The organism is Rhodococcus sp. NPDC056960, from assembly GCF_042674125.1.
Lineage (GTDB): Bacteria > Actinomycetota > Actinomycetes > Mycobacteriales > Mycobacteriaceae > Rhodococcus_F.
In genome coordinates, this window is the sequence record NZ_JBHURF010000032.1 from 1 (window position 1) to 11,922 (window position 11,922).

At 67.0% G+C, this 11,922-nt stretch carries 9 protein-coding genes and 1 pseudogene; 3 read left to right on the forward strand and 7 right to left on the reverse strand.

Annotated features, from left to right (window positions below; all coding sequences use genetic code 11):
• Positions 1–275: pseudogene (locus tag ACFTWF_RS36900) on the forward strand (LysR family transcriptional regulator); the annotation flags it as partial.
• A gap of 337 nt (positions 276–612) precedes the next feature.
• Here the strand turns inward: ACFTWF_RS36900 and mihF are convergent.
• A complete protein-coding gene (gene mihF / locus ACFTWF_RS36905; protein ID WP_378466025.1) occupies positions 613–930 on the reverse strand; it encodes an integration host factor, actinobacterial type in 318 nt (105 codons plus the stop codon).
• A gap of 258 nt (positions 931–1,188) precedes the next feature.
• On the opposite strand from mihF, the gene ACFTWF_RS36910 reads away from it, so the two are divergent.
• A complete protein-coding gene (locus ACFTWF_RS36910; RefSeq protein ID WP_378466026.1) occupies positions 1,189–1,389 on the forward strand; it encodes a hypothetical protein in 201 nt (66 codons plus the stop codon).
• 68 nt (positions 1,390–1,457) lie between these two features.
• Here ACFTWF_RS36910 and ACFTWF_RS36915 read toward each other — a convergent pair whose 3' ends face one another.
• The 6 genes from ACFTWF_RS36915 to ACFTWF_RS36940 all read right to left on the reverse strand — a co-directional run bounded on the left by ACFTWF_RS36915 (position 1,458) and on the right by ACFTWF_RS36940 (position 10,297).
• Complete coding sequence (locus tag ACFTWF_RS36915; protein WP_378466027.1) at positions 1,458–2,144, reverse strand: NUDIX hydrolase; 687 nt, start codon at positions 2,142–2,144, stop codon at positions 1,458–1,460.
• An 8-nt stretch (positions 2,145–2,152) separates the two neighbouring features.
• Positions 2,153–3,445 carry an adenylosuccinate synthetase gene (locus ACFTWF_RS36920; RefSeq protein ID WP_378466028.1) on the reverse strand — a complete coding sequence of 431 codons (1,293 nt, stop codon included), beginning with the start codon at positions 3,443–3,445 and terminating at the stop codon, positions 2,153–2,155.
• An 81-nt stretch (positions 3,446–3,526) separates the two neighbouring features.
• Positions 3,527–4,513 (reverse strand): hypothetical protein, encoded by a 987-nt coding sequence (locus tag ACFTWF_RS36925; protein WP_378466029.1) that lies wholly within the window; start codon positions 4,511–4,513, stop codon positions 3,527–3,529.
• Between the two features lie 6 nt (positions 4,514–4,519).
• Positions 4,520–5,587 (reverse strand): hypothetical protein, encoded by a 1,068-nt coding sequence (locus ACFTWF_RS36930; protein ID WP_378466030.1) that lies wholly within the window; start codon positions 5,585–5,587, stop codon positions 4,520–4,522.
• Positions 5,588–6,020: 433 nt separating this feature from the next.
• The gene (locus ACFTWF_RS36935; RefSeq protein ID WP_378466031.1) at positions 6,021–7,103 is read right to left on the reverse strand and encodes an isocitrate/isopropylmalate dehydrogenase family protein; all 1,083 of its coding nucleotides are present in this window, start codon (positions 7,101–7,103) and stop codon (positions 6,021–6,023) included.
• Complete coding sequence (locus tag ACFTWF_RS36940; protein ID WP_378466032.1) at positions 7,100–10,297, reverse strand: NAD-glutamate dehydrogenase domain-containing protein; 3,198 nt, start codon at positions 10,295–10,297, stop codon at positions 7,100–7,102. Before ACFTWF_RS36940 ends, ACFTWF_RS36935 begins: the two co-directional genes overlap by 4 nt.
• 166 nt (positions 10,298–10,463) lie before the next feature.
• On the opposite strand from ACFTWF_RS36940, the gene gabT reads away from it, so the two are divergent.
• Positions 10,464–11,822 (forward strand): 4-aminobutyrate--2-oxoglutarate transaminase, encoded by a 1,359-nt coding sequence (gene gabT, locus ACFTWF_RS36945; protein ID WP_378466033.1) that lies wholly within the window; start codon positions 10,464–10,466, stop codon positions 11,820–11,822.
• Positions 11,823–11,922: the final 100 nt, after the last annotated feature.

Genomic DNA, 11,922 nt, shown 5'->3' on the forward strand with positions numbered 1-11,922 from the left:
GGAGCAAGCGCATCGCGCACCGTTACTTCGGCACGCAGACCGCGCTGGCGTTGGTGGCCGCGGGGGAGGGGCTGACCGTGCTGCCGTCGCTCGCGTTGCAGGGGATGCTGCTCGAGGGTGTCGATGTCATCGATGTGCCCGGACTCGGTACCCGTCGGGTCGTGCTCCGCAGTTACCCCCGGGGAAAGATCGCCGACAATCTGGTGGCAGCGGTCGCCGTCCTGCTGCGCGAGGCCACGTCAACCCTGCACTCCAGCAGCCGAATCGATTCATAGGGGTGGTGGCCGCCGGCCGAGCGACCTGGCGGCTCTGGGTGCTTGTTTTCGGTTCCGACTAGCATGACGGTCATCAGAATGGCACCGGTGGTTGGCTACGCACTCCCCGTCGTGTCGTACGTAATCACGCTTTTCGCTAGTTCGTAACCTGCTGGGAATCGATATGTTTGGTAATCGGCAACCGAGATTGGGAAGCACGATGAAGTCTGAAGCGCGCCCTGACGACCGCTGAACGAGGCGTCCTGCACGGCCCACGAGTCAACACTCGATCGCGACGGTGGACAACAGCATCCAGCCCATCCATCTCGGGTGGGCCGGACGCTGTTGTCCTCCAAGGTCAGGAGGCCGACGACGCTTCGATCAGGGCCTGCCGCTGGTTGGCTCCGAGCCCGCCGATGCGGCGGGTGTCGGCGATCGACAGTTCCTCGAGGAGTTTCGCAGCCTTCACCGCGCCGACGCCGGGCAGTGCCTTGAGCAGCGCCGAGACCTTTGTCTTCTTCACGATTTCGTCGGTCTCGGCCTTCGTGAGGACCGCTTCGACGCTGAGGTCGCCGGCTTTCACTGCTGCGAGGAGTTCGCTGCGCGCTTTGCGGGCTTCGGCGGCCTTCGCGAGCGCTTCGGCGCGTTGTTCCGGTGTCAAGACGGGCAGTGCCATGGGGTACTCCTTGGTGCGTTGTTCGGCCAGTTTGTCTGGCTGTCCCTCGTTATCGTGCCAGGTTGGGCGGACATGCGGACGCTCTGATGGCTGAAAGTCGATTCGTGGGCTGCTGTATTACTGTGCGGAGCCTCAGGGACGGCGAGTGCTGGATCGAATGAAGAGCAGCGTTCAGTGGTGCCGTGCGCGTCGTTGCGGCATGATTCGCGATGGTCGGTCATCATGCGTGTGACGACGCACCAGCGGTGGAGGTGAGCAATGGATCCGTTCGAGTTCGTTGCTCATATTCCCTGCCCGCACTGTCGTGTCGGGATCGGCGAACGGTGTGTCACCAAGGACGGCTACGTGCGCAAGATCCCCTGCCTTCATCGCGTGAAGCTCGCGAAATGGCCTGACAAGAATGCACTTCCAGATTCGGAGCAGGATGACGGAGATCATGGGAGATCGCGCGACGAGTGAGGAGGCTTCGCCTGCCGCCCACTCGGTGGGGATCGAGTCGACGTGAACATGCGACACCACGCCGCCCGCTAGCTGCTCGGAGTGTGCGGGGGTGGGCTCGGTGTCGTTGATGGTGTCGTCCAACGCCATACGACCGCGGGGCGTCCGGTGGCCTGCACCCGGACCCGCTCGTCGGTGCGTTCGAGTCCCGGGACTGCTCTCAGTGTGCGATTGAGATTGCCCTGGTCGGGGCGGCTGCCGGCGAGCGCAGTGGTGACGGCAACGGCGTGGGTGGCGGCGAACTCCGGGCCGAGGAGGGCCCGGGTGAATGCTGTGTCCCGCCACAGGAGGCTGGTGGCGAAGATGCCGCGCGCGGCCCCGACGATGCGGTCGTGGTCGAACGCAAGGTCGCCGTGTACGTCGAAGCCGCGCCACTCGGTGGCGATGGCGGGGTCCGTGGTGATGTCGTCGGCAGTGATGACGGCCCACATGGCGATCGACAGGGTCGGCCCGCGGGGGTCGCGGCTGGGTTCGTCGAACACCGTGAGCTGTCCCGCGGCCAGGATCGCGTCGTCGGGGATGCCGAGTTTGGTGGTGACGGCGCGGCGGGCTGCCGTGTCGAGGCGTTCACCGGCGCCGAGGAGGACACCGGGCAGTGCCGCCTTCCCGGTGTACGGCTCCCAGCGGCGGGGCGCGACGCCGTAGCGGAGCGCGCCGGGTTCCGGATTGCCGAAGCGGAGCGCGACCACGTCGACGGAGACGGAGGACTGTTCCATACCTGCGATCATGCGACAGCGGGCTCGCGTACGCGGCGAGCGGCCCGGCCGGGGCCGTCGGACGTGAGCACCACCGGTGCTCCGACCAGCGATCCGAGGTGCGCCGCGACGTCCGCCGGATGTGTCGGCAACCCGACTGTGCCGGGAGTGAGGCCGGACAGGACGTCGGTCAGGTGTTGTTGATGGTCGAGGTCCCGCCACGGCCCGAGCGGCAGCAGGTGACCGACGCCGGGGTACCGGTGCGCGCGACGGATGGGGTGCCCGGCCGCCGCCGCACGGGTAACCGCGTCGAGGTGGGTGACGGCCAGACTGTCCACACCGCCGCAGACGGTCGCGGCGTACCGCAGCAGCACCTCGTCGAGGTCCCCGATCCGGAAGGTGCCCTGGTAGTTGCCGGTGTCGTTGTGCAGTTCGGGAAGCAGTGCCCCGAGTGCGCGGTTTTCGGTGGGCATGGGCCCGGCGCCGTGCCGGGTGGTGTAGGTGCGGGTGACGCCGAGGACGTGACTGTCGTGGCCGCATTCGACGGAGAGAGCGCGGGCGTTGCTCGGCTCCACCGTGGACCAGGTGGTGTGAGGGTGGAACCCGCGCCACTCGTCGAGTAGCACTCCCTGGGCGCCCTCGAAAACCAAGCGACCTCCGTCCGCGAGGGCGGCCAGGTCACCGTCGTCGGAGATCCGGACGGCGGCGGCGAACTCGCCGTACATCGTGACCATGTCGTCGACGTCGGGCCACCGGTGCACGGTGGGGGAGACCAAACGTCGGCAGTGGTCTGCCATCGCGGCGAGTTTGGCGCGCAGAACCGCTGGGTGGTGGCAGTCCCTGACTCTGGGTGCGTCGGGGTGGTCGAGCGCGTAGGCGGCGGTCTCCCCGATGCCCTTGCCGCAGGACCCGTGCCTGCCCTCGCCGCGGGCATCCTCGCGGGCACGATTGGCGGCCACGTGAATCGGTGTGGTCAGCAGCGCCCGGGGGTCGATGTGCAGCAACCGGAGCGGATTCGGCACGCCCAGCCGGGTGAGGGTGCGGGCCTCGGCGGCCAGGGCAATCGGTTCGACGAGCACGTGCCGCGACAACACCGTCGGAACGCCGGAGAAGGTCCCGGACCCGAACTGGGAGAACGTGTGGTGTCGACCATCGACCACGACGTTGTGCGCGGCTTGCGCGCCACCGTTGAACCGGACGACGGCGGCGACCTGCAGGCCGTTTTCCGGTGCGCACAGCCAGTCGACGGTGGCGCCCTTGCCGGCGTCGCCGAAGCCCAGGTCGACGACGATGATGTCGCGGTCACCGAACACTGTGGTCATCAGAACTCCTGTGGGTCGGGGAAAAATCGAGAGGCGGGGCAGCGTCCCGGTGTGGGACGCCGCCCCGCCCTCGCATGGGTCTCACGTGAAGGACACGTCGTCGCTGCCGGCGAGATCGGTCGGTAGGGCGCTCACCGCGACAGGGGCAGACGCCGCGCCGAGGACGGCGAGCGCGTTTCCGACGGTGTCCGCCTCGGCGGCAGATCCGACGTCACGCAGGTCCGCCAAACCCTCGCCGAGGTCGATTCGATCCTCTCCGATACCGACCGTCAGTGCGATCAACTCGCACACCGCGCCCGGGTCGTCCAACTCGAGGAACCGTTCCCCGAGCAGACGCCGCCAGTGCTCCGCGATCTCGGGATCGTGGTAGTACGACGACTGATTCGGCAGCACGAAATAGACGTTCCAGCGCCGTTCGAGTTCCCGATACACCGACTCGACGGTGACATCGCGGTCGAGGTCGTCCCCGATCACCGAGCGCACGTGCCGGGCCGACAGTCGGGCCTTGTTCAGCTCGTCGCCGATGATGAACAGGTATCCGCGGCGGCCGCGTTTGTCCCACGCGTCGGTCGCGGTGTGCCGTGCCATGAAATACGCAGCCAGTTCGTAGCTTTCCGATTTCTGGCCGCCGCCGCCACCTTCGAGGAAGATGCTGCGGAGTTGCTCGTCCATGGCGTTGCCGGACTCGAACTGACCCACCTGCAGGGGTACCCGGTCGGAGTCGGCGTCCCCGATGCCGCCGAACAGGATCTGCGGGTCGTCGGCGTAGCCCTTGCGTTGCAAGAGTCCGTGCAGTTTGCCGAGCTTGTCCTGCATGATCCGGGGTACCGCGCCCATCGAACCGGTGACGTCGAAAAGCACGGCGATCGGCAGCGATTCGGGGTGCCCGGCGGAATCCCGGCATTCCCGCACGGTCACACCCCGCGGGTCCAGCGCCGGATCGGCCTTCCACTGATCTCTCGGGGTGGCGTGCAGGGCGCTGGTGTAGCCGAAGTCGTCGACGCCGCGGGCGGCGCGAAAAGTCTTGGCCGCGGTATAGGTGTCGTCATCCCATTTGCCGTATCCCATGACCGATCACTGTCCTTTCGTGGTGGGCAGGGTGAACGGGCGGAAGCGTCGCCGCCCGTAGAGCGTGTCGAGCAGGTCGTCGAACTCGTCGAGCAGGTCGACGGCGTCGGGTCGCAGGCTCGGTTGCGGTTGCATGCAGCCCCGCGCGAACGCGCGCAGATGGGCGGGGGCGGTGTCGGCGAGCATGGTCAGCATCAACCGATGGGCCATGAACACATCCCAGGCCGTGGTCGCGGTGGAGCCGGTGAGACTCTCCGGCGGGTAGTGCTCGCGCCGAGACGTGATCGTCGCGAGCGGCACCGTCCCCGGGCGGGTGGCGAACGACCACCCCGCGAGCACCACTCCGTGCCGCTCTGGGTGGATGAGCACGTTGTCCGCGGTCACCGCGGTGTGTACCCACCCGGCGCGGTGGGCGGCGGCGAGACCGCGCAGCAGACGCCGGTGCATCCACGCCCAGTCCCGCGGATCGAGCCCGTCCGGGTATGCGGCCCGCACCTCGGCGAGTGTGACGAATCCAGTGGTCAGCGAGTCCAGCACGGTGACCTGCCGCCGGGAGCCGGTCACCGGGTCGGCGTGGGTGAGGTGATCGATCAGCTGCGGGAAGTACGCACGCAACCACCCGTTCCCACCCTCGGCGGACGCCGCGATCTCGCTGAGCGCGGCCCGTTCCGAGTCGATCAGGGCGTTCGAGGCCGGGCTGCGGGGAATCTTCACCACCACACCCGCGCCGCCGGCGTCGGTCGCGTGGTGCAGGTCGGCGATCGAACCGCGGGCATGCCGCGGCCCCAGCCGGTAGCGGCCGCGACCGCCGTCCAGCACGATCGCCGTGGCCGTGTTCGCCGTGGTCGCGGCCTGCTGCCAGCGGCGGTACAGGTCGGAGGCGCGGGTGAATGCCGTTGCGGCGCGGGCGGTGTACGCGAGATCAACCCGATCCGGGTGAATCAGAACCGAGAGGCGATGGAAGCGTCGACGGGCCGCGCGCTGGGCGGCTGGGTCGTCGGAAGTGGGGCCGAACAGATCGCTCGGCACGGTCGCTGCGCCGACGATGTGGAGTGCCTCCGCCGTCGAATTCATAGTTTTAGTCTAATCGACTAAAACAAGGAATGGCAAGACCCCGCCGGTTGCAAGTGTGGATGAGGTCCCCGGCCTCGCGAAAAGAACTGAACCACCCCCTCCGACACTGCGGAGCACGCGAGCAGGGGCCGTTCATCGGGGGTACACCACAACGCCGGCTCGTCGTTCGCACCCCGTCAGTAGTCGCGCAGATCATTTAGCAGCAACAGAAAGAGCGAACACGCCCGGAGAAGGTGATGAGCAAATGCACGCGGATATTCTGATCGAGATGACCGCGCTCTCCGTCATTCGACCTACTGCCGGCGCGAGCGCCGCGATGCTGTGCCGCGCGCCGGGTAGCAACACGTCGATTGACAGATAGGGCTCACGACGTGGTCTCGCGGTACCGTTCTGTTGGCGGGGCACGAGAGGTGTTGTCCAGTAGAGAATCCGGCTACAGCCGAGCAATAGTCGTGGTGACGGCCTCGACGAACGTTCCCGTTGATGCGTCACCGCCGAGATCGGCGGTGTAGATGCCGTCCGTAATCACGGTGTCCACGGCCGTCTCGATCGTCGACGCCAGATCGGCGCAACCAGGTCGATCATGCTTGATTGCCAGCCACCGCAGCAGCATTGCAGACGACAGGATCGTGGCAACGGGATTCGCGATGCCGAGGCCGGCGATATCGGGGGCCGCGCCGTGCGCGGCCTGAGCCATGGCCTTGGTGTCCGACGAGTTCAGTGACGGAGCGATTCCGATCGAGCCGGCCAGCTCGCCGGTCAGGTCGGAGAGGATGTCGCCGAACATATTCTCCGTGACGATGACGTCGAAGCTGTCACCGTGCCGGACGAGATGGGCAGCGAGGGCGTCGATGTGCTGGTGATCGACGGCGACATCGGGGTACTGCTGCGCGACCTCGAGGCAGACGTCGCGGAACAGCCCGGTGGTCATCGACAGCACGTTGGCCTTGTGCGCAATCGTCACGGCCCCGCGGCGGGACTGTGCCAAGCGAAACGCTTCGTGGGCGATCCGCTCGCACGCCCGACGGGTCACGACGCCGACCGCCATTGCCAGGTCCGGTGTCGGCATGAATTCACCGGACCCGACGTGCATGTTCCGGTCGGCATAGAACCCTTCGGTGTTCTCGCGCACCACGACCAGGTCCATCTTCGGCACGACTGCGTCCGTTCCGGTGAGGGCTCGAGCGGGTCGGATGTTGGCGAACAGGTCGAACCGCTTGCGGATGGCGCCACCCGGGGTGAGCTGGCTGCGCCACGGTTCCGGATAGGAGGCGCTGTCGTGCGGCCCGAGGATCCACGCGTCGAGGATGTCGAGGGCTTCCAATGTCGTGGCAGGAGTCGGCTCCCCGCACACGGCGATGGCCTCGTGACCGATCGGCAATCGCTGCCAGGCGATCGCCACCTCGGATTGTGCTGCGAGGGCGGCATCGATGACCTTCACCGCGGCCGGCACGACCTCGGGCCCGATACCGTCGCCGTGAAGTACGCCGATGCGCAGCTGTAGAGGCGCGGTCATGAGGGAGAGCTTTCGGGTTCGCCGGTGCGGGTGCTGCGGATCAGCAGGTTCAGTTCGGCGCTGGCAGTGCAGGCGCGGGAGACGTCGACGACGCCGTCGCGGCGAAATTCGGCGATCATGCGGGAGAAGCGGTCGATGGCACCTGGCGCGTGGGTCTGCCAGGCGTAGATCAGGTCCTCACCGTCGGTGGCGAGGTCAAGGACGGCCCCGACCAGTTCATGGTGGCGTCCGGCCAGGTCGTCGCGCACGGCGGCGGCGGCCATCGCATCCCACCGGTTGGTGGTGGCGTGGTCGTCGAGTCGGCCGGTCAGCCAGGTCAGTCCGAGCGCGGAGTCGGTGCGGGTGTGAACGGCTGCGACGGCCTCGACCGGGCGGTCCTTCCGATGGGCGGTCTCGATCAGATCGAAGGCCTCGGCGAGGAAGCGCAGCTGCTCGGTTGTCTCGTCGAGCGTGTGGGGGCGGGGGCTACGAGCGACCAACTCGCGGACGCTGGGGCGGTAGCGTGCGATCTCGGATTCGACGTTCAGCGGTGCGGGCCTGCGGCGCAAGATCCACGAGGCGGTGTGTTCGATGAAGTGCTGGAGGGTGTGCAGGAGGCTCCAGCGCTGGTCTTGGGTGAGGTCGGTGCGCTTTTTGGCGTCGGTCCACAGCTCGTCGACGCCGAAGACGGCGCGGACGACGGCGTAGGCCCGCGCGACCGCCGGAGTCTTGACACCGAGCCGTTCGTCGAGCTGGTAGATCAGGCCGGGCCCGACATGGTTGATGAGGTCGTCGGCGATCTTCGTCGCGACGATCTCCCGGGCCAAGCGGTGCTCGCGAATCTCGTCGGGAAGCTGGGTGCGGATCCGCGTGGGGAAGTACGCCGGCAAGTCGGACGCGAAGACCGGTTCGTCGGGCACGGTCGAGTTGAGCAGGTCCTGCCGCACGACGTTTTTGGATTGGGCGAGCAGGACTGCGATCTCGGGACGGGTGAGCCCGAGGCCGGCCTGAGTGCGCGAGACCAACTCCTTCTTCGACGGCAGCACCTCCGTCGTGCGGCGGATGCCGTTGTTGTGTTCGAGGTTGTCTATCAGCCGTTCGTGACGGTTCAGTAGCTGCGGGGCCTGGGAGGCGGCGAGACTGATGGCCAGGGTTTGGCTTTCGCTGTTGCACAGCACTGCGTCAGCCACGTCCGGTCGGGACTCGGCAAGGAGGGCATTGCGCGCGGCGCGGTCGATGCGCTCATGGTGCACGGCGACATCGAGCGCGATCTTGAGATTGACTTCCAGGTCCGAGGTGGCGACCCCGGCGGCATTGTCGATGAAATCGGCGTTTATCCGGCCGCCCCCGAGTGCGTACTCGATGCGTGCCTTCTGGGTCAGCCCGAGGTTGCCGCCCTCGCCGATCACCGCGCAGTGCAGCTCGGTGGCGTCCACCCGCACGGAGTCGTTGACGGGATCGGAGGCGTCGGCGTGGGTCTCAGTGGTCGCCTTGACATAGGTACCGATCCCGCCGTTCCAGAGCAGGTCGACGCGGGCGGACAGGATCGCCTTGATCAGATCGTTCGGTGCGAGTACGTCCTGCTGCACCCCGAGCAGTCTCTGCGCCGCAGGGGAGAGCGTGATCCGCTTGGCGGTGCGTGGCCAGATCCCGGCACCGGCCGAGAGGGCGGTGCGGTCATAGTGGTCCCAGGTGCTGCCGGGGAGGGCGAACAGGCGGCGGCGTTCGCTCAGAGAGCGGGTCGGGTCGGGGTCGGGGTCGATGAAGATGTGCCGGTGATCGAACGCAGCCACCAGCCTGATGGACTCGGACAACAACATTCCGTTGCCGAACACGTCACCGGACATGTCGCCGATACCGGCGACGGTGAACGGATCGGTGTCGATGTTCTTGCCGAGTTCGTCGAAGTGCCGGCGCACCGAGACCCAGGCCCCACGTGCGGTGATACCCATGACCTTGTGGTCGTATCCGCTCGACCCACCGGAGGCGAACGCGTCGCCGAGCCAGTACCCGGCGTCGACGGCGATGGTGTTGGCCAGATCCGAAAACGACGCAGTTCCCTTGTCGGCGGCCACGACCAGGTAGGTGTCGGCCTCGTCATAGGTGACAGTGTGCTCCGGCGAGACGGCGGCGCCATCGACGATGTTATCGGTGACATCCAGCAGGCCTCGAATGAATGTCGAATATGCCTCCGCCGGTGTGATGTTCGGGTTCTTGCGGACGAAGGCGCCCTTGGCGCCGACCGGGACGATGGGGGAATTCTTGACGGTCTGGGTCTTCATCAGGCTCAGGACCTCGGTGCGGTAGTCCTCGGGGCGGTCGGAGAACCGCAGCCCGCCCCGGGCGACCGGCCCGCCGCGCAGATGAATTCCTTCGACATCGTTGGCGTAGACGTAGATCTCGCGGTAAGGGACAACCGGTCCGGTGAGCGAGAGGTTGCTCGAGTCGAGTTTGAACGAGGCGTAGGGCTTCGGGTTGCCGGTGACGCCGCGTTGATACCAGTTCGTGCGTAGGGATGCGGTGACGAACGACTCCAGTGACCGCATGATCCGGTCTTCGTCCAGGGTCGTGGCCGCGTCGAGGTGCTCGAGCACGGCGGCGACAGCCACGGCGAGCGCCGCGTCGCGGTCATCGAGAGCCGGGTCGAAACGGGCACCGAAGTAGTCGACAAGGGCCCCGGCGAAGTCGGTGTGCCGCAGCAGGGTGTCGATGACGTAGCTCTCGGACAACCCGAGGCCGGCCTGGCGAACGAACCGGCTCGCTGCGCGGACGAGCACGATATCGCGCCAGGACAGCCCGGCGGCAAGGATCAGTTTTGCGTAGTCGTCAATTTCGAACCCGTGCAGCGCATGAGCTTCGAAGGCCTCCGAGACGAGGTCCAGGGACTGGGTGTGCCACACCCGTGGGGCCTGGAAGGTGAACTTGTGCAGGGCCGCCGTGTTCGACAGCTCCGCGGGTAGCGACAGCGTCTCCCGGTCCGCGACGCGCAAGCCGAAGTGCTCGAATACCGTGGCCACATCCGCGAGTAAAGGCGTCGTGCCGGGCCAATAGATGACCGCCTCCACGGCCGAGTCGTGAGCGAGGCCGGACAAGAAGACCATCCGTGGAGTCGCCGAGCGGTCGCTGCTGGTGAGCAACAGTCGACCGATCGCTTCGGTGACATCCATGGACGGTGGGGACGTCAGTTGATCTGCCATAAAGGCGCCGTTGCCCATCGCAGCTTCCTTCCAACTCGTTCGGTTGGTGCCAGTGTGTTGGGTCGACGACCGAACGCGATCTAGCCGAGGCGGCCAATGCATAGTTCTCACTTGTACGACTCGGCGATCGCCGACGGGGGTTGGCACTCATACAGTCCTCGGTAACCCGACTGGAGGACACGACATGACTGCTGTGCACGCACCCGTCGGCGGACCGCAACTCGCGCAGGTACGCCGCATCGTCACCGAGGTACCGGGACCCCGCTCCCAGGAACTCGCCGCCCGCCGATCCTCCGCCCTACCGGCGGGTCTGACCAGCGGCGCCGGCATCTACACCGCAGCGGCGGGCGGGGGAGTGCTCGTCGACGTCGACGGCAACTCGTTCATCGATTTCGGCAGTGGCATCGCGGTCACCACCGTCGGCAACGCCGCCCCGAAGGTGGTCGAGCGCGCCACCCGGCAGCTGGCGAAGTACACGCACACCTGTTTCCTCGCGACCCCGTACGAGCCATACATCGCCGTCGCCGAGTCGCTCAACCGGCTCACCCCGGGCGATCACGAGAAGCGGACGGCCTTGTTCAATACCGGCAGCGAGGCGGTGGAGAACGCCGTGAAGTACGCGCGAGCAGCCACCGGCCGACCCGCGGTGGTCACGTTCGATCATGCCTTCCACGGGCGCACCCTGATGACAATGACCATGACGGCGAAGAATCAGCCGTACAAGAGCACGTTCGGCCCGTTCGCACCCGAGGTGTACCGGGCCCCGATGGCCTACCCGTACCGGTGGCCGAGCGGCGCCGAGAACGCGGCCGACGAGGCGTTCTCTCAATTCGAGATGCTCGTCGATTCCCAGATCGGCGCGGATGCGGTGGCCTGCGTCGTCGTGGAGCCGATCCAGGGCGAGGGAGGTTTCATCGTCCCCGCCGACGGCTTCTTACGACGCATCGCGGACTTCTGCCGGGACCGCGGAATCGTATTCATCGCCGACGAGGTGCAGGCCGGCATCGCCCGGACCGGGGCCTGGTTCGCCTCCGAGCACGAGGGCATCGTGCCCGACATGATCGTCACCGCGAAGGGTCTCGCCGGGGGGATGCCACTCGCAGCGGTTACCGGTCGCGCCGACATCATGGACACCGCACACGCCGGCGGAATCGGCGGCACCTACAGCGGCAACCCCGCCGCCTGCGAAGCAGCGCTAGGCGTGTTCGAGACCATCGGGGAAGACGGCCTGCTCGACCGGGCACAGACCATCGGCGACATCATGTTCCGGGAACTGCGCGACATCGCCGCCACCACGGACATCATCGGTGACATCCGCGGCCGCGGGGCCATGGTAGCGATCGAACTCGTCCAACCCGGCACCAAAACCCCCAACCGCGAAGCAGTCGCCGAGATCAACCGGTTCTGTCTTGCGCACGGTCTGCTCACCCTCACCGCCGGCACCTTCGGCAACGTGCTGCGATTCCTTCCCCCGCTGTCGATCTCGGACGACCTTCTCGTGGAGGGCTTCTCGGTACTGCGGGAAGCATTCGCCGCCCTGTAGTACCCCACACACTCGAACAGGGTCCACCACCTTCATGACGGCCGAGGAGGGAATGAGTGAGATGCACCCGCCCTTGATCGGTGAGGACTCGACGAGCCAG

What these genes read in the sequence shown, in the direction of transcription:
- ACFTWF_RS36935 (WP_378466031.1), bottom strand. Translation starts at nt 7,103, where the DNA reads ATGACCGCGCCTCTACAGCTGCGCATCGGCGTACTTCACGGCGACGGT.
- ACFTWF_RS36915 (WP_378466027.1), bottom strand. Translation starts at nt 2,144, where the DNA reads ATGGAACAGTCCTCCGTCTCCGTCGACGTGGTCGCGCTCCGCTTCGGC.
- gabT (WP_378466033.1), top strand. Translation starts at nt 10,464, where the DNA reads ATGACTGCTGTGCACGCACCCGTCGGCGGACCGCAACTCGCGCAGGTA.
- ACFTWF_RS36920 (WP_378466028.1), bottom strand. Translation starts at nt 3,445, where the DNA reads ATGACCACAGTGTTCGGTGACCGCGACATCATCGTCGTCGACCTGGGC.
- ACFTWF_RS36910 (WP_378466026.1), top strand. Translation starts at nt 1,189, where the DNA reads ATGGATCCGTTCGAGTTCGTTGCTCATATTCCCTGCCCGCACTGTCGT.
- ACFTWF_RS36940 (WP_378466032.1), bottom strand. Translation starts at nt 10,297, where the DNA reads ATGGGCAACGGCGCCTTTATGGCAGATCAACTGACGTCCCCACCGTCC.
- ACFTWF_RS36925 (WP_378466029.1), bottom strand. Translation starts at nt 4,513, where the DNA reads ATGGGATACGGCAAATGGGATGACGACACCTATACCGCGGCCAAGACT.
- ACFTWF_RS36930 (WP_378466030.1), bottom strand. Translation starts at nt 5,587, where the DNA reads ATGAATTCGACGGCGGAGGCACTCCACATCGTCGGCGCAGCGACCGTG.
- mihF (WP_378466025.1), bottom strand. Translation starts at nt 930, where the DNA reads ATGGCACTGCCCGTCTTGACACCGGAACAACGCGCCGAAGCGCTCGCG.